The sequence below is a fragment of the Cupriavidus sp. DL-D2 genome, from assembly GCF_039710735.1.
In the GTDB taxonomy this organism is placed as follows: Bacteria; Pseudomonadota; Gammaproteobacteria; order Burkholderiales; family Burkholderiaceae; genus Cupriavidus.
The window spans coordinates 59770-79701 of the sequence record NZ_JBDKXK010000025.1 but is presented as its reverse complement, the minus strand read 5'-3'; the positions used below and the strand labels follow the sequence as shown (position 1 = coordinate 79701).

The 19932-nt window shown below is 62.6% G+C and carries 20 protein-coding genes; 8 read left to right on the top strand and 12 right to left on the bottom strand.

Annotated elements, in window-relative coordinates; translation table 11 throughout:
• Positions 1-6 precede the first annotated feature (6 nt).
• On the top strand, positions 7-822 hold the full coding sequence (locus ABDB81_RS15875; RefSeq protein WP_346812032.1) for a helix-turn-helix transcriptional regulator: 816 nt from the start codon (positions 7-9) through the stop codon (positions 820-822).
• On the opposite strand, the gene ABDB81_RS15870 is transcribed toward ABDB81_RS15875, so the two are convergent.
• Positions 804-2228, bottom strand: coding sequence for an amidase family protein (locus ABDB81_RS15870; RefSeq protein WP_346812030.1), 1425 nt, complete (start codon positions 2226-2228; stop codon positions 804-806). The genes ABDB81_RS15875 and ABDB81_RS15870 overlap by 19 nt on opposite strands.
• A gap of 15 nt (positions 2229-2243) precedes the next feature.
• Entirely contained in the window at positions 2244-2708 is a 465-nt protein-coding gene (locus ABDB81_RS15865) for a RidA family protein (RefSeq protein WP_137927103.1), read from the bottom strand.
• Positions 2709-2851: 143 nt separating this feature from the next.
• Here ABDB81_RS15865 and ABDB81_RS15860 point away from each other — a divergent pair, with 143 nt between their 5' ends.
• Entirely contained in the window at positions 2852-3304 is a 453-nt protein-coding gene (locus ABDB81_RS15860) for a YaiI/YqxD family protein (RefSeq protein ID WP_137927104.1), read from the top strand.
• 3 nt (positions 3305-3307) lie between these two features.
• On the opposite strand, the gene ABDB81_RS15855 is transcribed toward ABDB81_RS15860, so the two are convergent.
• From ABDB81_RS15855 to tauA, 3 genes are all read right to left on the bottom strand, one after another.
• Positions 3308-4123 carry an ABC transporter permease subunit gene (locus ABDB81_RS15855; protein WP_237380714.1) on the bottom strand — a complete coding sequence of 272 codons (816 nt, stop codon included), beginning with the start codon at positions 4121-4123 and terminating at the stop codon, positions 3308-3310.
• Positions 4124-4215: 92 nt separating this feature from the next.
• Positions 4216-5058, bottom strand: coding sequence for an ATP-binding cassette domain-containing protein (locus ABDB81_RS15850; protein WP_346812028.1), 843 nt, complete (start codon positions 5056-5058; stop codon positions 4216-4218).
• A 34-nt stretch (positions 5059-5092) separates the two neighbouring features.
• Positions 5093-6139, bottom strand: a complete 1047-nt coding sequence (gene tauA, locus ABDB81_RS15845) for a taurine ABC transporter substrate-binding protein (RefSeq protein ID WP_346812026.1) — start codon at positions 6137-6139, stop codon at positions 5093-5095.
• A gap of 141 nt (positions 6140-6280) precedes the next feature.
• Here tauA and ABDB81_RS15840 point away from each other — a divergent pair, with 141 nt between their 5' ends.
• Both ABDB81_RS15840 and ABDB81_RS15835 read left to right on the top strand, forming a co-directional pair.
• Positions 6281-7762, top strand: coding sequence for a PLP-dependent aminotransferase family protein (locus tag ABDB81_RS15840; RefSeq protein ID WP_346812025.1), 1482 nt, complete (start codon positions 6281-6283; stop codon positions 7760-7762).
• Between the two features lie 126 nt (positions 7763-7888).
• Complete coding sequence (locus ABDB81_RS15835; protein ID WP_346812023.1) at positions 7889-8764, top strand: amidohydrolase family protein; 876 nt, start codon at positions 7889-7891, stop codon at positions 8762-8764.
• On the opposite strand, the gene ABDB81_RS15830 is transcribed toward ABDB81_RS15835, so the two are convergent.
• From ABDB81_RS15830 to ABDB81_RS15820, 3 genes are all read right to left on the bottom strand, one after another.
• Positions 8679-9782 (bottom strand): T6SS immunity protein Tli4 family protein, encoded by a 1104-nt coding sequence (locus ABDB81_RS15830; RefSeq protein ID WP_137927108.1) that lies wholly within the window; start codon positions 9780-9782, stop codon positions 8679-8681. The two genes, ABDB81_RS15835 and ABDB81_RS15830, sit on opposite strands and share 86 nt — an antisense overlap.
• Positions 9779-11641 (bottom strand): alpha/beta hydrolase, encoded by a 1863-nt coding sequence (locus ABDB81_RS15825; protein WP_346812021.1) that lies wholly within the window; start codon positions 11639-11641, stop codon positions 9779-9781. Before ABDB81_RS15825 ends, ABDB81_RS15830 begins: the two co-directional genes overlap by 4 nt.
• Before the next feature lie 303 nt (positions 11642-11944).
• Positions 11945-13384: an FAD-dependent oxidoreductase gene (locus tag ABDB81_RS15820; protein ID WP_346812019.1), complete on the bottom strand. Its 1440-nt coding sequence runs from the start codon at positions 13382-13384 to the stop codon at positions 11945-11947.
• Positions 13385-13594: 210 nt separating this feature from the next.
• On the opposite strand from ABDB81_RS15820, the gene ABDB81_RS15815 reads away from it, so the two are divergent.
• From ABDB81_RS15815 to ABDB81_RS15805, 3 genes are all read left to right on the top strand, one after another.
• Positions 13595-13987 carry a nuclear transport factor 2 family protein gene (locus tag ABDB81_RS15815; RefSeq protein WP_137927111.1) on the top strand — a complete coding sequence of 131 codons (393 nt, stop codon included), beginning with the start codon at positions 13595-13597 and terminating at the stop codon, positions 13985-13987.
• Complete coding sequence (locus tag ABDB81_RS15810) at positions 13984-14919, top strand: EamA family transporter (protein WP_346812018.1); 936 nt, start codon at positions 13984-13986, stop codon at positions 14917-14919. Before ABDB81_RS15815 ends, ABDB81_RS15810 begins: the two co-directional genes overlap by 4 nt.
• 228 nt (positions 14920-15147) lie before the next feature.
• Entirely contained in the window at positions 15148-16092 is a 945-nt protein-coding gene (locus ABDB81_RS15805; protein WP_346812017.1) for a histone deacetylase family protein, read from the top strand.
• A gap of 28 nt (positions 16093-16120) precedes the next feature.
• Here ABDB81_RS15805 and ABDB81_RS15800 read toward each other — a convergent pair whose 3' ends face one another.
• The gene (locus tag ABDB81_RS15800; RefSeq protein WP_237380426.1) at positions 16121-16411 is read right to left on the bottom strand and encodes a hypothetical protein; all 291 of its coding nucleotides are present in this window, start codon (positions 16409-16411) and stop codon (positions 16121-16123) included.
• Positions 16412-16994: 583 nt separating this feature from the next.
• Between ABDB81_RS15800 and ABDB81_RS15795 the strand changes: the two genes are divergently transcribed.
• The gene (locus ABDB81_RS15795; protein ID WP_346812016.1) at positions 16995-18542 is read left to right on the top strand and encodes a beta-propeller fold lactonase family protein; all 1548 of its coding nucleotides are present in this window, start codon (positions 16995-16997) and stop codon (positions 18540-18542) included.
• Between the two features lie 15 nt (positions 18543-18557).
• Here the strand turns inward: ABDB81_RS15795 and ABDB81_RS15790 are convergent, their stop codons facing one another.
• From ABDB81_RS15790 to cyoC, 3 genes are read right to left on the bottom strand one after another with little or no spacing between them, the layout of a single operon-like run.
• Complete coding sequence (locus ABDB81_RS15790; RefSeq protein WP_137927115.1) at positions 18558-18863, bottom strand: hypothetical protein; 306 nt, start codon at positions 18861-18863, stop codon at positions 18558-18560.
• 19 nt (positions 18864-18882) lie between these two features.
• Complete coding sequence (gene cyoD / locus ABDB81_RS15785; protein WP_346812013.1) at positions 18883-19248, bottom strand: cytochrome o ubiquinol oxidase subunit IV; 366 nt, start codon at positions 19246-19248, stop codon at positions 18883-18885.
• Entirely contained in the window at positions 19245-19931 is a 687-nt protein-coding gene (gene cyoC, locus ABDB81_RS15780; protein ID WP_346812012.1) for a cytochrome o ubiquinol oxidase subunit III, read from the bottom strand. Before cyoC ends, cyoD begins: the two co-directional genes overlap by 4 nt.
• Position 19932: the final 1 nt, after the last annotated feature.

The following is a 19932-nucleotide window of genomic DNA, read 5'->3' as shown; positions in this document are numbered from 1 at the left end:
AACCGCATGAATGCCAGAATTCGTCGCCAAAGTGACAAACCCGCCGTGACCGGCCGGAGCGACAACTACCACGACTATCAGGAAGTCCCCCGCGTCATTACGGCTTTCGCGAGCGAGAAAAAGGCAGGCAGCTACAACGCCCCGCACAGCCATCCGCGCGGACAGTTGCTCTACGCGAGCAAGGGGTTGATGCGCGTGGCCAGCGCAAACGGCATCTGGTTCATTCCGCCGCAGCGGGGTCTGTGGATTCCGGCGGGAATCGTCCACGATCAGGCGATGCTTACCGCGACGCAGATCCGTACGATCTACATCGACCAGAAGAAGGCGCGGCAATTGGGAGATCGCGTGAAGGTGGTGGAAGTGGATGCGCTGCTGCGCGAGCTGATCCTCGCGCTGGTCGAGCAGCCAATGCTCTATCCCGACGATGCGTGCAACCGGAGCATCGTGACGCTGATCCTCCACAAGCTCGCGACGTCACAGACACTGCCGATTGAAATCCCGTGGCCGGGAGACCGGCGACTGATCGCGATCTGCGAAACCATTCTCGCGTCGCCGGGCGATCAGCGCACCATCGAACAATGGTCGGAAGTGGTCGGCGCCAGCAGCCGCACCCTGATTCGTCTCTTTATCAAGGAGACAGGCATGACGTATCGGCATTGGGTGCAGCAGGTCCGCCTCGCGCAGGCACTCACCATGCTGGAGGCGGACACCCCCATCAACCGCATTGCCGACGAACTGGGCTTTGCCAGCCCCAGCGCGTTCTCGGCCATGTTCAAGCGGATGCTGGGCGAAGCCCCCCGCAACTATCGCAGCGAAGCGTGAATGCCTGCTGCGCCTGGATCGATCGGCGCAGGCGGCGTGCCGCGCGCCTCGATGGCCTTGCCCGCCAGTAGGCACAGATCTTCGCGGAAATGGCTCGCCACGATCTGCACGCCAACCGGTACGGAGTCGATCAGGTTCGTGGACACCACGAGTCCCGGCAATCCCATCGCCGGCAGCGCGCGCATGGTCAGTTGCGCTTCCCATACCCGTGCGAAACCTGCCGCACCCTGCAAGTCCAGTCCATCGGGGAACGGTAGTTCGCCCGACACCGGAAGCAGCAACACCGGATACTTCGCGAGGAACAGGCGCCACTGCCGCGTCAGCGTCGTGCGTCGCACCAGCGAACTGTTCACCACATCGGCAGGCATCGCACTGACCTTGGCGCGCACTTGCTCCACCACGGCGGCAGCACCGGGATCGCCATCACGCGCCACCGCGTCGGCAAACGCCGCGAAACCATCGCCCAACCACAGGCGCTCCTGCACTTCGGCAGCGTCGCGGATCAGCGGGGTATCGTCGATTTCTTCCACGATCCATCCCGCATCGACCAGCCTGCGCCCCGCATCGCGCAGCGCCGCTTCCACTTCCGGCGAGATCGTCATGCCACCCGGACGCAGACAGATGGCAGCGCGCAGCGGCACGTCGGGACCATTCAGCGGTGCAGGCACCCACCATGGATCACGGACATCGGGCGCCGACATCGCCGCCAAGGCGACTTCGAGATCCGCCACGGTCCGTGCCATCGGACCCGTTGCGGACATCAACTGCGCGCCGATAGGACGCTCGGGCAGCGCAGCATTGAAAGCCGGAACTCGACCGAACGAGGGGCGCAAGCCATGGATGCCGCATGCATACGCGGGATAGCGGATCGAGCCGCCGATATCGGTGCCCAGTCCGATGCAGCCGATGCCGGCTGTCACCGCCGCTGCACCGCCGCCGCTCGAACCGCCAGGCGTCAGTGCCGCATTGCGCGGATTGAGCGTCTTGCCGTGGACAAGGTTGCTCGTGAACCAGCGCAGCGCAAACGTCGGCGAATTACTGCGCCCCAGCAGGATGGCACCGGCACGCGCGAGGTTATCGACGGCCGGACTGCTGGCCTTGGCCACCACGCCCTCTTGCAGGCGCGTGCCGTTGGTCGTGGCATATCCCGCATGGTCAGTGTTGATCTTGGTGGTGACGGGCACACCAGCCAGCGGGCCGGGGTCTTCGCCGCGCGCCAAGGTCTTGTCGATATCGTCCGCCTGCGCCATCACCCATTCCGGACGATGCGCGACCACGGCGTTGATCAATGGATTCACCGCGTCGAGGCGTTCGAGCGCCGAGGCAGCAGCCTCGCGCGCGGACACCTCGCGATTGCGAACCAGCGATGCCAGTTCGGTTGCCGATAGACGCCAGAGTTCGTTCACGATCACGCTCCGGTGTCAGTTCAGTTCGGCAATCAGTTCGATTTCGAGGCAGGCATCGAGCGGAAGCTGTGTCACGCCGAACGCGCTCCGCGCATGCTTGCCGCTCTCGCCAAACACCTCGGCGAAGAATTCCGATGCACCGTTGGTCACCAGATGCTGCTCGGTAAAAGCAGGCGTTGAGTTCACGAGACTCGTCATCTTGACGATGCGGCGCACCTGGTTCAGATCCTTGATCTGCGCATGCAGCGTGGCCAGCAGATCGATGGCCACGGCACGCGCGGCAAGCTGTCCGTCCTGCGTCGTCAGCGTTTCACCGAGCCGGCCCTTCCACACGATGCCATCCTGCTTGGCCAGATGGCCCGACAGATAGGCGAGCTTGCCGCTTTGCGTGCACATGGTGTACGCCGCTGCGGGAAACGTTGCGGTGGGTAGCGCCACACCGAGTTCCGTGAGTCGCGTGTAGATGTCGGGCCGGTCCATATTGTCTCCTTGGTATTGGCAGGGACAATAGCCTCGGCGTGGTGTGCCGCATTCCCGTCAGCGATGGAAATTGTCGAAAACGCACGGCTTTCCCCCGCAGGCACGCAGTAGAATGGGCGCCCGCCCACTCCCGGTATTCTGCAATGCAGATTCTCGTTGACGCAGACGCCTGCCCGGTTGTCATCAAGGACATCCTGTTCCGCGCCGCCCAGCGCGTGGAAATCCTTGTCACGCTGGTGGCGAACCAGTATCTCCGCACGCCGCCTTCCCGTTTCATCAAGTCATTGCAGGTGCCTGCGGGCTTCGACGTGGCAGACCAGCGCATCGTCGAACTGGCGGAGTCCGGCGACCTCGTCATCACCGCCGACATCCCCCTTGCCGCTGCCGCGCTCGACAAGGGCGCGCACGTACTCGATCCACGCGGCACCTGGTTCAGCCGCGAGAACATCCAGGAGCGCCTGACGATGCGCGACGTGCTGGACCAGCTCCGCGCCTCGGGCATCGACACGGGTGGCCCCGCGCCGTTCTCGCCGCAGGACAGCAAGACCTTCGCCAGCCAGTTGGACAGGTTCCTGGCGAAGAATGCTGCCCGCTAGCGATCAGCCGCGCCCCTTCCACGGCACCAGTCGACGTTCGAGCCAGCGCATGACCACGTCGAACAACAGAGCCATGGCGCCGATGACGAGGATGCCCATGATGACGACATCGGTCACCATGAACTTCGATGCGCTCAACACCATGAAGCCGAGCCCGGCCGTGGCAGCCACCATCTCTGCGGCCACCAATGTGGTCCAGCCGAATCCGATGGCGATCCGCATGCCGGTGAGGATGTCGGGCAACGCCGCAGGCGCGATCACGTACCAGAGCACTTGCGAGCGCGTGGCACCCATCGAATACGCGGCGTGGATCTGCTCGATGGCTACCGAGCGTACGCCCGCACGGGCACTGAGCGCGAGCGGCGCGAACATCGCCAGATAGATCAGTACGATCTTCGAGACTTCGCCAATGCCGAGCCAGATCACCACCAGCGGCAGGTATGCCAGCGGCGGCAGCGGGCGATAGAACTCCACCAGCGGATCGAGCAGACCGCGCGCCACGCGGTTCACGCCCATCATGACGCCAGCGGGCACTGCGGTCAGCACGGCCAGCACGAATGCGCCGAAGACCCGCATCGCACTCCATCCCACGTGCGTCATCAGCGTGGCATCGGCAAACCCTTCGGTCAGCACGTCGATGAACTGCAACCAGACCGATTGCGGTGACGGCAGGAATAGCGGTTCGATGTAGCCGAAATGCGTGGCAGCGGTCCACGCCGCCAGCACCACGATCACCGTCAGCAAACTGATACGCCAGCTCGACCCATTGCCGGGCGCGCCGTATTGCTCGCCTGGCCGCGCCGGGGCCGCGCGACGCATACGTGCAAGCAGACTCGTGCGCGTTGGCGCAGCCATGGGAATGTCCGTCATGCCAGACTCGCTGGATGCGGGATTCACGGATTGGATGCTGTTCATGCCGCGATCTCCTCATCGCCGTGAATGATGCCCAGCACACGCTCACGCAGCGCGATGAATGCCGGGCTCGACTTGACCTCGCGCGCGTTGCGCGACTGCAGGAACTGCCGCCCAAAATCGATCGGGATCTCATGACTGATACGCCCTGGCCGCGGCGACATGATGATCAACCGCGTGCCCATGAACAACGCCTCTTCCACGTCGTGCGTGATGAAGAACATCATCTTGCTGGTGCGATGCCAGATATCGAGGATCAGTTCCTGCAGACGCTCGCGCGTCAGGGAGTCGAGCGCCCCCAGCGGTTCATCCAGCAGCAGCATGTGCGGATCATTGGTCAGCGCACGGGCAATGCCCACACGCTGCTGCATGCCGCCCGACAACTGATAGACGGCGTGATGCCGGAAATCCGCCAGCCCTGTGAGCGTCAGGAAATGCATGGCCCGTTCCTCGCGCTCCTTCTTTGCGACACCTTTGAGCTTCAGCCCGAACGCTACGTTCTCCAGCACATTGAGCCACGGCAGCAGCGCGTGTTTCTGGAAGACCACGCCCCGATCGGCGCCCGGTCCGGTGATCTGGTCGCGCAGACCCGTGCCAGCCTGGGCGTCCACCGGCGGCGTGCGGGTGTAGTGCCCCAGCGTCATCAGCCCCCGGGTCGGCTGGATAAAGCCAGCCATGAGGTTCAGCAGCGTTGTCTTGCCACAGCCCGACGCGCCCAGCGCCACAACGAAATCACCGGCAGCAATCTGCAGGTTCACGCCGGACAGGGCAACTACCTGCTGGCCCTTGACCCGGCCGGGATACACCACCGACACATCGCGGAGGTTCAGATTCAAAGTCATGTTGCCGCTCCCGGCGTGTACGTGATTGCCATGCTTACTTGACCACGCCAACCGCTTCGACAAAGGCCGGATTGATGGCGACGCTGTAGTCGGGCAGCACCGCCGGCACCTTCTTCTGTTCCTTCAGGAACTCGGCCGTCGCGGCCAAAGCGCGCGCTGCCACACCATCCTTGCCACCACCGAGCCATGCCTTGCCCGATTGCTCTGCTGCCAGCGGAAACTGGTAGAGCGCCAGCACGCCGGGCACTTCCTCCGGCGTGGCGCCCGATTGCTTCGCCACTTTGATCACCTGCTGCGAGCTGGCCGTCCACGACTTCGGTGCCTTCACATAATCGGCAGTCGATTGCTCCAGCACACGCGTGAACGCCTTCATCCCCTCGGCGTTCTTTGCCGCGAAATCCTTGCTGACCACGAGCGCATCGAACGTGGCCTTGCCCAGTTTGGTCAGGTCACCCGACGTCAGCAGCACCTTGCCGTCGCGCTTGAGTTTGCCCAGTGCCGGGTCCCACACAAACGCGGCATCGATGTCACCGCGCGACCATGCGGCCGGCATGTCAGAGGGCTGCAGGTTGATGACCTTCACCTTGCCGGCGATGCCGTAGTGCTCCAGCGCGAACAGCGTATGGAAGTGCGTCGTCGACACAAACGGTACGGCCAGGCGCTTGCCCACCAGATCCTGCGGCTTGTCGATCCCCGCACCGTTGCGCACCACCAATGCCTCGGCCTCGTTGATGTTGTCGAGAATCCAGAACACCTCCACCTTCACGCCCCGGCTGACGGCCGCCGCAACGGGACTGCTGCCCGCCACGCCGATCTGCACATCGCCCGATGCCATGGCGGTCATCACATCGCCACCACTATCGAAGCTGCGCCACTTGATGTTCCATCCGGTGGCCTTCTCGAACTCCTTGTCCGCGATGGCCTTCTTCCACGGGCCAAACATGCTCTGCACGCCGATCGTGACGGTGGGTGCGGATGGTGTCGATTGCGCCAGCGTCGGCAGCGCGACGGCACCGGACAACATCGCGACACCACAAGCCAGCAGGCACCGGCGAACGCGGGAAGCAACGGAATGATTCATGACTAGCTCCGAAATGATGGGATGGGGATAACGGAACCAATGGTAGGACTGGCTTGCAAATTGCTTTGGATCCAGAAGCGACCTGGGCTGGTGCCAGGTTCGCAAGAAGCGAGCCAATCAACCCAAACAAGGAAGTCCCCGATGCTGGAGCGGTATCTGCGCCCCTTCGAACCTGGCCGCGGTCTGCAGGAGCAACTGCGCGAGAACCTGCTCAATGCCTTGCTGGACGGTGCACAACTCCCCACGGAGCCCATGCCTTCCTCGCGCGAACTCAGCAAGCTGCTGAAGGTCTCGCGCAATACCGTGGTGCTGGTGTACGAGCAACTGGTGCAGGACGGCTTCCTCACACCCGCCAGCCGCCGTGGCTACTTCATCAACGAAGCTTTCGTGCGCCAGCAACTGCGCATGCGCATCAAGCCCGTGCCGGATTCCCTGTTCGAGGGCGTGCCGCTATCCCTGGACTGGGGCACGCGCCTGCGGCAACGTCCCTCGACGCAACAGGTCATCGTCAAGCCGCAGAACTGGCGCGAGTTCCGCTTTCCGTTCATCTACGGTCAGGTCGAGTACGACGAGATGACCGCCGCGCGCTGGCGCAACTGCAACCGGCTGGCCACGCTGCGCGCCCATATGTCGCGCTGGGTCGATGACCAGGTCACGCTCGACGATCCGCTGCTGGTGGAGCAGATCATCCAGCGCATCCTGCCGCGCCGCGCTATCCAGGCCACGCCGTCGCAGGTACTCGTCACCGTTGGCACGCAGAACTCCCTCTATCTGCTCGGTCAGTTGCTGGGCCACGGCGGCATGGTGATGGGCATGGAGAATCCGGGCTATGTCGATGCGCGCAATATCTTTTCGCTAGCGGGATGCCAGCTCAAGCCGTTGCGGGTGGACAGTCAGGGACTGGTGCCCGGTCCGCAACTCGATGATTGCGACGTCGTGTTCTGCACGCCTAGCCATCAATCGCCCACTGGCACAACCATGCCCGTGTACCGCCGCATGGAATTGCTCGAACGCGCGCGCAGCCAGGATCTGGTGATCGTCGAGGACGACTACGACACCGAGCACAACGACCTCGGCGGCAATCATCCTGCACTGAAGAGTTTCGACAACGGCGGCCGTGTGATCTATCTGGGAAGCCTCACCAAGAACCTGTTGCCCGGTGTGCGTCTGGGCTTCGTGGTGGCCGATCCACCGCTTATCGCGGAACTGCGTGCACTACGCCGCTTCATGTATCGTCATCCTCCCCTCAACAACCAGCGCGCAATGGCGCTGTTCCTGTCAATGGGCTATGGCGACGATCACGCAAGGCGCAATCGCGAAGTGCTCGCGCGCAAATGGCGCACCATCACCGCTGCCGTGCAGCAGCATATGCCTGACTGCCGTTTCAGCGGCACCTCGGGCGGCTCGTCGCTCTGGATGCAGGCGCCGTCCGGCACCGACACGTGGATGCTGCAACGGCTGGCCGCACGGCGCGGGGTGCTGATCGAGCCGGGCGACATCCACTTCTTTGGCGCAGATCGCCCTTCGGAGTATTTCCGTCTGGGCTTCGGCGCGATTGCGGAAGCGCAGATCGAACCCGGGATCGCGTTGCTGGGCCAGGTGTTCCGCGACATGCCACGCTGACGATTCGTAGCGAACCGTTCGCGGCTGGCTTCATGCCCTCGCGCGAATGGACCCATTGGCTGCACGTTGTGACTTCTAAGATCGCCGCATTCGTCAATCCAGGCGATATCGATTCAGGAGAACAACGTGAAATTGCAGGGTCGCCCTACGCTTGTCCCCTTCTTCCCGCTCATTCCCCTCGCGCTCTGCGCGGCGCTTGCCGGCTGCGGCAGCGACGAGAATGCAAGGGCCGCCGTCGACAAGAGCGGTAACGCCGCCGATGTCGTCTATCGCAATGGCGAAGTGCTGACCGTCGACGCCGCCGACACCCAGGCACAAGCCATTGCGGTACGCGATGGCAAGGTATTGGCGACCGGCTCGACAGATGCCATGCGCGCGTACATCGGCACGCAGACCTCGGTGGTGGATCTCGCAGGCAAGACGCTGATACCGGGCTTCTACGATGGGCACAGTCACTTTCTGTACTCGGGGCTGACGGGGCAGTTCGATGTCGATCTCAACAGCCCGCCGCTTGGCACCGTGGACAGCATCGACACCATTCTTGCTCGCCTGCGCGCGAAGCTGGCCGAAGCCGATGCCGCAAGCTGGATCACCGGGTCCGGCTACGACGACACCTTGCTGGCCGAGCAGCGCCATCCGACGCGCGAAGACCTGGACAAGGTGTCTGCCACGCGCCCCATCTTCATCAGCCATATCTCCGGCCATCTCTCCGTGGCCAACTCCGCCGCGCTCGCTGCAGCAGGCATCGACGCCAGCACGCCGGACCCGGCAGGTGGCGTGATCCGGCGCGACTCGTCGGGCAAGCCCACTGGCGTGCTCGAAGAATCGGCTTCCAACATGATGCAGGTGAAGGTGCCGGCCAAGACCGCTGCGCAATGCCTCCATGGATTGCGCGGCGACGGGATGGCAAAGCGGCTTACAGCGCCCCCGGACGCAAACGGAAGCTGTCGAGCAGCGTGTCCCAGGCTTGCAGGGCGCCGGCTTCGTCGACCAGCGAGGTAGATTGCTCGGCTGTTCGATAGTAGCGTGGCTCGGCGCCGAGTCTAAGCTCCAGTTCCGCATATGGCTTTGCATTGTCACCTTCGGTGCCCGGCGCAATCAGATGGAAGCGGAACATCTCGACCCCGTTGTCCTTCATCGCGAGTAACACCTCTTCCGCCTGCATGCCCGCGAACTCGCGCTTGCCGGCACGCAGAACGCGAACCTTGTTGAACAGCAAGGCTTTATCAAGACGTCGACGTAGATCGGGAATCGCATTCAGCAGCGAGGTCTTCTGATCGAAGTCGAACGAGTTTCGCATCTTGATACTGAACAACGCCGGGCGCCCCGCATACATCTGGAATATCTGCTTTACGTTTTCCACGGGGAACGGCGGCCCGCCAATCAGCGCGCTTTTGATGCAGAAGCCGCGCTCGGTGGGGACGGTCCAGTCGTCTCGGGCGACGGTCTCCTTGTACCAGACCGAGTTTCTTCGGATGACGTCATCCACCGCGGTTTTGTTGAGCACGCCCTTTAGCTTCAGGAGATTCCGGCCCGCCAGAATGTAGCCTTCTGCGTCGAGCAGAAGGCTATAGGCCGTGACATGTTCGTCCACGTGGATGAAGAGTCGGCTGTTCGGTGATGGAGTCGCCATCTTCTCCAGATACGGAAGGGACGTCTCAACATCCATGGAATTCAATCCTTTACTCAACATTTCCTTGTAAGAGATCGTGAACGTCCGCTTCTTCTCCCGCAGTTCCTTTTCTCGCGCCGCCATCAGACGATCGAAGCGTTCCTTGCTGTTATCGGGCTCCACAACAATTTCGCTGCCCGCATATTCATATCTCTCGGCATGCATGCTGCTCGCGGCCGGTCGATCAAATACCATTCGACCGATACACCACGGACGCAGGTTGGCGATAACGGGGTTGTCTTTCATCATGGGTTCCTGATTGGGGGAGTTAGCGCAAGCGGAGATGGCGACGGCGCTCGCAAGCAACATCGCACGCAGCGCGTGTGACACACGGAGGGACATCGTCATTTGAGATTCCCCCGCTTGGCCCGATAGACGGCCTGCGCGACGCTATAGAGCGTGGCCCAGCGAGACCATGGATGCAGGCAACTGGACTGATGTTCGTATCCTTGTTGCCTGAACGCCATGTGCACGCCCTTCGCACGGTTACCTGCCACGCCGGCAACCAGCCCGCGCCCTTGTGCCTCCGCAGAAGAGTGAGGAACCGTCCCGTCGCCTGGCACTACACCGTTGTCCTTCAGATAGCCATCCTTGCGACTCAGCGCGCGCGTCTCGTTCTGCACGCGTAGTGTCACGGTTTGCCCAGCGACCTGCAGCTTCATCTCCCCCTTGCCGTTATCGTAGTGCAGTGTTCCGGCCTTCAGTTGCTCGGCGGTGATGCCATCCGGGATGTCCCCTTGCCAGATCACCTTCCCGAATGCCAGCAGGTCGGCTTCCGCTTTGCTTTTTTCGCGGATTTCACCGCATTCATTTGGCGCAATCGCGCCGCTCCCAAATAGCGCATAGGTGTTGGGGTGATAGGCATTGGTCAATGCTCTGTGTCTTTTCCCAACCTGCTTCATTGTTTTGATGTAGTGCTCATGGACACTGTCTTTGCAGTGGATACTGTCGAGGTACTTCCTCACTACGCCAGCCGGATCCAGAATTCCCGGGTCAGGCAATAGCCCGTACCATGCACCGCTGGTGTAAAGATCATTCACCGCATTGGTCTCCGGCATTCGCAACCGCTCCCGACCCTTTCGATCCACCACAATCCACCACGGCTCGCCATTCATGTAATCCGGCATCGGCGCCAACTCCATTGGCCCCTGTGCATAACTCGCAACGGCAACAAACTCCGCCGCGTCCCGGCCCATCAGGAACTGGTTGATCAGTCGTTCCAGGAAGTTGTCACCTTCCGCCCCGGTGCGGAATCGTTTGGCAAACACCGGCGCGCCGGTTGCCGGCTGCACGCCGTGGACCACGCCGAGAATGTCTTCCGATCCACCGCATAGTGCCGAAGCCATGCGCGCCACTAACCCGCCCATCGAATGCGTGATGACGATGGCCTTGTCCGTGCGGTTCTCGCGGCAGATTTCCCGGATGCCCATGACGTGGAAGCGATTCCCGTCTTCATCCTCGAACTTCACCCCATCCAGTACATCCTTCGCCGACTGTTCATTCGACTGCAGGAAGTTGTAGCCAATCGCATAAACCGGATAGCGGTACTTCATGAAGGTCTTGAACACTTCCGAATCGGGCGTGAGCGCTTCGCCTTCACCAAATCCGCCGTACTCAGAGGGGTGCGTGCCCAGTATCGCCTTCAGTGCCGTGATCTCGCCGTCCTCGCTGCCGTGGATCCATTCGCCCTGTAGTACGCCGCGGTACATCGGTTTGTCGAGGGCAATTTGCAGCCATTCCAGCACGCGCTGATAGCTGGAACGGTGGACGGTGGCCCAGCCTCGGCGGCGCGCTTCGTCGGCGTCGAAGCCGAGTTTGTCGGGGTCGATGTCGATCAACGTGCCGCGCGGGTCCACCATGGCGGGCACCGGATCAAAGCGTTCGGCGCGGGTCTTCGCGCTCTGGAACCACCCGCTGATGACCGTTGGCAGCCCGGCAATTTCTGCGACGATGCTGTCCGTGTTGGGCGGGTCCCACACCTCCTCGCCCGTATCCTTGTTCATCAGGATGCTGCCCATGACGCCTGGCAGGAAGATCACCGGAATCGGCCTGCGCGGATCGACGAGAATTTCCTTGATGCGCGTGTCGCTGCTGGGTGTCAGTGCGACACGGACGATCTGGCCGCGGTCAGCCTCGAAGCGGGCCTGATAAACGACGATCTCGTCGTTATCCACGATGGGTGGGGTGAGTTTCGACCGATCGATCATGGTCGCCCCCTCTTTGCGCCACCGCTGCGCACCACCTCATGAGAATACGACTGCTGCTTTCCTGCTACCAACCGGAATCTATCTCCGACGCTTGTCATATCAGCTTCAATCCGAGCGTTAACGTGGACCTGCGCGCAGCACGTTATCCAGCTTTACGCAGCCTGAAAATCTCGGAACTGAGGTATTTGCAATGCGCTCGATGCAACGCAATCCATGCGTTTGTGAACCTGACAATCTCGGCGTTTTGCGATGGCCGCGGCCATCGCGGTCTGCTACGCGCGAGGTCCGCCGCGTCCATTTCTTTCACCGCCGCTCGTCGCGTGCGTGATACCAGTGATACAGCACCTGCTGCCCGAGGCGACGTACCGGGGCAAACCAGCGCGACTGCGGCAGGCCGATGTTATTGAACAGGAAGGGGTAGTCGAGTGCCGAGCGATAGATCGGCAGATCCAGATCCGCGCCGCGCTTGCCCGCGATGCGTTCCGCCAGCCGGCGCCCTGCGTGCGCGGAGAACGATACGCCGTTGCCGCCATAGCCCAGCGCGTAGAATACGCTTTCGTGCGTATCGGGCTGCACCACGCGCGGCATCATGTCGTGGCTGACATCGACCCACCCCCACCACGAGTAGTCCACGTCGATCCCCTTCAGCGCGGGGAATTTCCGATGCAGGCCATCCACCAGCACCGCCATATGGCGCGGATTGGGCGCATCGGCACCGGTGATGGCGCTACGGCTGCCGATCTGGATGCGGCGATCCGGCAGCAGGCGGTAGTAGTAGCGCAATGTGCGCGTATCGGTGATGACCTGATGCGTGCGGAATCCCGTGGCCTCGATCTCGGCGTCGGTCAGTGGGCGCGTCACGAGCGAGTTGGACAGGATCGGCATCACCTTCGCGTCCAGACTGGGATGCAGGCCAAAGCTCGTATAGCCGCCCGTGGCAAACCCCACGGCACGTGCGCGGACCACGCCGCCCGGTGTCTGCAGGTGATACACGCCGTCGCGCGCCGCGAAGCCCGTCACAGGACTGGCCGTATGGATCTTCGCGCCCAGCGCACGGGCGCGCCGATGATAGCCGTGAGCGAGCCTGAGCGGATGCACGCCGATACCATCGGGCTCGTGCTGCGCGCCGAAGCATTCGGCATCTCCCACATATTGCTCGCGCACTTCCTGTGCGCTCAACATGCGGGCGTCGTATCCGAACACATCGCGCATCACGCGCGTCTCGTTGCGCAGAAATTCGAGCTTGTGCTCGCGATGCGCGATGTAGAGGTGGCCGCCCGGTTGCGGCTCGCATTCGGGAATTTCCTCCACGAGACTGCGAAACGTTTCGAAGCCTTCGCGAATCTCGGCATCGAGCCGCAACGCGGTGGATTTCCCCCAACGCTCGATCCACTGCGAACGGTACAGCCGTCCGCTCGCGTTCTGCCCCTGCCCGCCGTTGCGACTGGTGCATCCCCACGCGGTGCGGTTCGCTTCGAGCACCACTGCGCGGATGCCATGTTCTCGTGCCAGGAACAGGGCCGTCGAAAGTCCGGTGAAGCCGGCGCCCACGATCACGACATCGGCATCGATATCGCCCTGCACGGGGCCATCGTCCGGCGGCGGCGCGCCAGCGGTATCCACCCAATACGTTGGCGCGTACTCGGTGCCGCGCCCCGGTGTACGGGCGACGAGCGGATCGTACCGGGGGTCATAGGGCGCGAGGGGAGCCGTGGCGTCGACCACGGGATCTTGCAAGGACATGGCGGCGTACTCCTGCTGTAAGCATGGGCTGATCTTTGGCCAGGACATGTTGCACCGGGCGATCGGCACACGATGGAGCCAGACCTCCCCACCGATGGATCCACGCAGGCATCTGGTCGCACGCCATGGCGCATCTGGACCCATGCCCACGCGGGGTGCCCCCATACGATGTCGAACGTGCATTCTTCCTCTACGCAAACCGGTTACACCATGCCCCTCGATACCAGTACTCACTACCTCGCCCTGCTCGATACCTTCTCCGCCGCCTGGAACCGCCACGACATCCACGCGCTGATGGCATGCATGACCGATGACTGCACCTTTCACGCGGTGGCTGGCGATGCCCTGCTCGGACGCAGCTTCATCGGCCGCGAAGCCGTGCAGGCAGGCTTCGCACTGGCGTGGGCAACCTGCCCCGATGCGAGCTGGCGCGACCCGGTTCATTTCGTTGCTGATGATCGTGGCGTCACGGAGTCCACGTTCCGGGGCACGCGCGCCAGCGACGGCAAGCGCATCGAGGCGCGCATGGTCGACGTCTTCACGTTTCGCGACGGCAAGATCGCCGTGAAGAATGCCTATCGCAAGGACCGGCCCGCGCAATGAACCGGACCTCAGCAGCAAGATCGGCCACCGCCACCACCTCGGCGATGTCCATGGCCGACCTCGCCGCCGCGATGACGGTCGTGGTGATCTGGGGTCTCAATTTCGTGGCGATGAAACTGGCGCTACGCGAGTTCACGCCCATGCAACTTGGCGCCGCCCGCTACGCATTTGCCGCGATGCCGCTATTGCTGATGATTCGCCGCCCTGCGCTGCCTTTGCGATGGGTGGCGGCGTACGGCCTGCTGCAGGGACTCGGGCAGTTCGGCTTGCTGTTCATGGCATTGCGGCTCGGCATGACCGCCGGACTCGCCTCGGTGCTGATGCAGACGCAAGTCTTCTTCACCGCGTTGATGGCATTCGCCTTCCTTGGAGAAAGACTGAGCCGCCCCATGCTCGGCGGCCTGGTCTTCGCTCTCGCGGGACTCGCCTGCTTCGGCATCGAAGTCATTGCCGGTTGTGGCACAAGCGCCGATGTCACGCTGGCGGGACTGCTGCTGACCATCGGCGCAGCGGGCATGTGGGGGGCATCGAACATTCTTGCGCGCCATCTGCAGCGCCACTATCCCGACTACAACCCCATCCAGTTCGTGGTCTGGTCGAGCCTCGCACCTGTACTGCCATTCCTGCTGCTCACATGGCTGGTCGATGGACCTAGCGCGCAGCACCAGTGGATGGACGCATCGATCAGCGCCTGGGCCGGTGCGGCCTATCTGGGGTGGTTCGCCACGGTGATGGCGTACGGCCTGTGGACCGGCCTGCTCAAGCGCCATCCCGCCAACCAGGTTGCACCGTTCGGATTACTGGTGCCCGTGGTCGGCCTGCTGGCCGGCATGCTCCTGCTGCATGAATCGCTCTCGGGGTGGCAGTTGGCAGGCACTGCGTGGATTGCTGCGGCGCTGGTGATTATCTTGTTAGCGGCGCGGGGGCGGTAAAGGACGGATTGCCGACCTGCCGACTTGCCGGCCGATGCCCGTCGATCCCAGGACCGCCACCAACCTATCGTTTACCCGATGCGCCACAAGCCGCTCGATGGCTCCCACGCCGGCGACACCTCAGGAATGTTTTGATATATTACATACCACCGTGGCGCCGTGATGGTCCGCGGCGCTTGTTGATATGTGATGTAGAGAAGTTGCCGGTTGAACCGAGGACAGCCGAACATGACAGCTACGATCATCTATACCCACGCGGCGTGTCTGGAACACCGCCCTGGTCCGCATCATCCGGAGTCTCCCGAACGTCTGAGAGCCGTCGTCAGTGCGCTGCAAACACCGGACTTCGCTTCGCTGGCGTGGCGCGAAGCGCCGATGGGCACCGTCGAGCAGTTACGGATGATCCACGAGGCGGACTACATCGAAGAGATCGAGCAAAGCATTCCCGCTCATGGATACGTGCCACTCGACGCGGGCGATACCGTCATGTCGCCGGGTTCATGGGAAGCCGTGATGCGCTGCGTCGGCGCGGCTTGTGCGGGTGTGGATGCCGTGATGGACGGCCAGGCGCGCAACGTGTTTTGCGCAACGCGGCCGTGCGGCCACCACGCCGAACCGGCGAAGGCGATGGGCTTCTGCATTTTCAACCAGGCGGCCATCGCGGCAGCCTATGCGTATGAAGTCCACAAACTCGAACGCGTCGCCGTGGTCGATTTCGATGTGCACCACGGCAATGGCACGCAGAACGCCTTCTTCGACCGCCCCGAGTTGTTCTATGCGTCCAGCCACCAGTCGCCTTTCTATCCCGGTACGGGTGCGCGGTCCGAAACGGGTGTGAACCACAATATCGTCAACGTTCCGTTGCCTCGCGGCTGCGATTCCAGGCAATTCCGCGAAGCCATTTCCGCTCACGTATTGCCCGCGCTAACGGCGTTCGCTCCCGAAATCCTGATTCTCTCCACGGGATTCGACGCGCATCGCCTGGATCCCCTCGCAGGCATGAACCTCGAGGACGGCGACTTTGAGTGGATCACCAGGGAATTGATGCAGATCGCGGACAAGACGTGCGATGGCCGCATCGTGTCGATCCTCGAAGGGGGGTATAGCCTGGACGCATTGGCCACGAGTACGGCGGCGCATGTCAGCGCCCTGATGCAAGCCGAAGCCGCGTGAAGAATCTACACGCGATGGCTTGGCGTACTCAGTCCCTGCAGTAGCCTTCACCGGTGCGAACCGTCAAACAGTTCTTCTTGTCGGCGAGCCATTTCATGCCGGTCTCGGCGCCATTGGTCGCGCGAATGACCTCCCTGGTCCCGTCACGCTCGAACTCGATACCGCCGTCGGCATACCGGCCCTCGAACTTGCGCGGACCATCCAGGTTCTGCACGGTGACGTCGTACTTGCCATGGCCGCCGGCCAGTTCGAGGAACGTGCCTTCCGGGCCGGTCCACTTTCCGAGCCATTCGTCAGTGCGCGGTGCACTGGCTGTCATTGGCGTGTTGTCCGCAGTCTTCTGAGAGGACGTGTTGCGGTCCGAGCATCCTGCGACGACTACGACGGCAACTAGCAATACGGCGAGGGAGAGAGCGGGTGTCTTCATGGGTCGATTGACATGGAGGGGCATGCGCGGATATGCGGGCGCACCGTGCGCAGACAACGCTCGATCACGGCGGCCTCGTTCTTGACGATCATCGACAGGCAGATTCGCATTCGATTTCGCTCTCCAGACGGACGATATGAACCAGCATGGGCACGGCGCAACACCTTGCACATGCTACCAGTCGTCTGGCTTCGTCGATCTCCCGCGCAGCGGGAGAGGGGAGAAAACGTTGTCACACGTTCTGGGGACATCCGGAATCCGTTCGTTCTGGTACTTTGCACGCCAAAGATGTCGGCCGCGTCGATGCATGGGCTGGCAGACCACATGACGATGGAACGGGGATGGGCGGCAGATGACAGGGCGAACCACAACACGTATTGGACTATTCGGGATCTTGCAGACAGCTTTGCTGGCATCGGCACTCTCATTGGCCGGTTGCGGCGGCGATTCACCAGACGCCGAGTCGCCCGCGTCCGTGACACCTCCCGGAGCCGTAGCACCACCGCCTGCACCTTCGACACCAACCGCGCATGCCGTCGGCGGAACGGTCAGCGGACTGACGGGCAAGAGCCTGGTACTGCTGTTGAATGACGACAGCAGCGTCGCGGTATCGTCCAACGGAAGCTTTTCGTTCCCGGCGCGGCTGGAGGCCGGTGCGTCGTACCGCGTCGCCGTGAAGACCCATCCGGAAACACCCACACAGCTCTGCACCGTCGATGCCGGGTCCGGTGTCGTCAGCGATGCCGATATCGCGAGCGTGAAGGTGGTGTGCGCCGATGCATTCCGGATCGGCGGGACGCTCGGCGGATTGAGTGGCAACGGACTCATCCTGCAAAACAACGCTGGCGATCTGCTGACTGTCGATGCCAATGGCAACTTCACGTTCCCGACGCCACTGCTCTCCGGCGCGTCCTACAGCATCAAGGTATTGCGGCCCGGGATTCCGGCACAACGCTGCATCGTCAACGCGGGAAGCGGCGTGGTGAGCGGTGCGGACATTGGAGACATCGCCGTCATCTGCACCACCCCGACAGCGCGCAGTGCCTATGTGAGCAATATCTGCTCCAACAGCATCGTCACATTCGGCGTGGACCCGGCAACGGGCGCGCTGAACAACGCTGTCTCCGTTCCAGCCGGGGACTTTCCGGAATACCTCGCCATTGCCCCTGGCGGAAAGTTCGGCTATGTGCCGAACTACGGGGACGGCACGATTCACGGGTATGCGATCGATGCGGCAACGGGCGCGCTAACCGCCTTCGGCACGCCGGTCGCCACCAACCAGGCCGCACCTGTCACCATGACGTTCCATCCGGCCGGCGGCATTGCATATGTGCCAAATCTCACCGCGAGCACCTTGTCGGTGTTCTCGATCGATGCATCTTCCGGCGCCTTCACGGCAATCGATGCGCCTGTTGCGAGTCCGGCATACCCCAAGGACATCGTATTGGACTCCATCGGCAAGTTTGCCTACGGCCTTCACAACAACCTCGCGACGCCCCTTTCCGCATACGCGATCGATGATGCGACGAAGATACCGACCGTGATAGCCGATGCGGTACCGTCGGCCCTCCCCCTGGCAACGGACATTGCCATGCATCCGAACGACAAGTACCTCTACGTCACGAACAACAATCAGACCCTGACCGCTTTTGCCATCGACCGCACCACAGGGAAACTGACGCAGATCGGCGCTCCTGTCCCCACGGGCTGGCAGCCGGATTCCCTTGCCATCGATCCCTCCGGGCGGTTCGCCTATGTCGCGAATCACTCAAGCGACTCGATCTCGGCATATCGAATCGATCAGCAAACCGGCGCCTTGTCCTCCCTGGGTCCGGAAGTTGCCACGGGCAGGAATCCTACTGGCCCCGTCTTCGATCCATCTGGAAAGTACCTCTACATCATCGGATTCCGGGATGGTCAGATCTGGCGCTATGCATTCAATGCAGCAACGGGACAACTCGATACCGGCACGCTGGCCAGCTCCGGAAATTGTCCGCTGAGGCTCCGATTCGGCATACCCTGACTATCTGGACGCCAACTACCGCAACGCCCGGCCCCCATACCATCCGCCACCAAACGCCAGTGGATGCAGCCGGTCGATCAGTGCCCGCGCCTGTGCCACGGTCTCGATGGCCAGCGCGCGCTGGACTTCCAACTGGCTGAGTCGCGCGGTTTCCACATAGATCGCTACAGCAGTGACCACGGCGGCCTTGGCCAAGGGTTCCAGCAACGATGTGGGGTCCACGTCGAAGTGCCGCTGGCTGGCGATCCAGCGGCCGCAGGCGTAGTCCGCCTGCTCCAGCGCCTGCCGCACGAAGACCTCGTCCTTGTTACCTCTGAACAAGACTTGCTCCGATAAAAGATCAACGCGCCGCAGGGATCGACTGCATCGGCATCATGTTCAACGTCGCGTTGTGCATGACCCAGAGCGAACCGGACACGACGATGGCAATCAGGAACACCGTGCAGGCGAAGATGGCCGAGTTGCCGCGCTGGCCCTTGCGCGGCCCCAGGTGCAGGAAAAACACCAGTTGCACGATCAGTTGCGCGACGCACAGCGCCACGATGATCGCCAACGCAGCAGACGGCGGCAACAGCTTGCCCATCACCGCACCGAAGGAAACAAGCGTCAGGACGACGGACAGCGCATAGCCCACCAGATGGCTGCGCAGGCTGCCGTGCGAGCCGTGCGCAGCATGCTCGCTGGCGTGGGTATCGGTAGTGCTCACAGGAATTCCCTCAGATAAACGATGGTGAAGACGCAGATCCAGACCAGATCCAGAAAGTGCCAGAACAGGCTCAGACATGCGAGCTTGCGACGCACGGTGCCATCAAGCCCGAACACCTGGATCTGATGCACCATCACGGTCAGCCACAACAGGCCTGCCGTGACGTGCAGGCCGTGCGTACCCACCAGCATGAAGAACGCCGACAGGTAGGCGCTGCGATGCGGACCGGCACCTTCGTGCAGCAGTTCGCGGAACTCGTAGATCTCCATGCCCACGAAGGCGGCGCCCAGCGCGAAGGTCAGCACGAGCCAGCGCACCACATGGCGCGCATCGCCCGGCTGTCCACTCTTGCCGCGCTTGTCGAGCCCGAGCATCGCCACGCCGAACGTCAGGCTGCTGGTCAGCAGCAGCATGGTTTCACCGAGCACGAAGCGCAGGTCGAACAGTTCGCGGCCGGAAGGCGCACCGGCCGTGTTGTTGACCAGCACGCCGAACGTCGCGAACAGCACCGCGAAGATCAGGCAATCGCTCATCAGGTACAGCCAGAAGCCCAGCGTCAGGCGTGACTGCACTTCCTCGTCATGATGCCCATGGTCATGATCGGCATGGGTGTCGTGCGGATGGATGACCGCGCCCTCAGCAGTCGTCGCCGCATCCGCGCGCAGTTTCAGGGTTGTACTCATC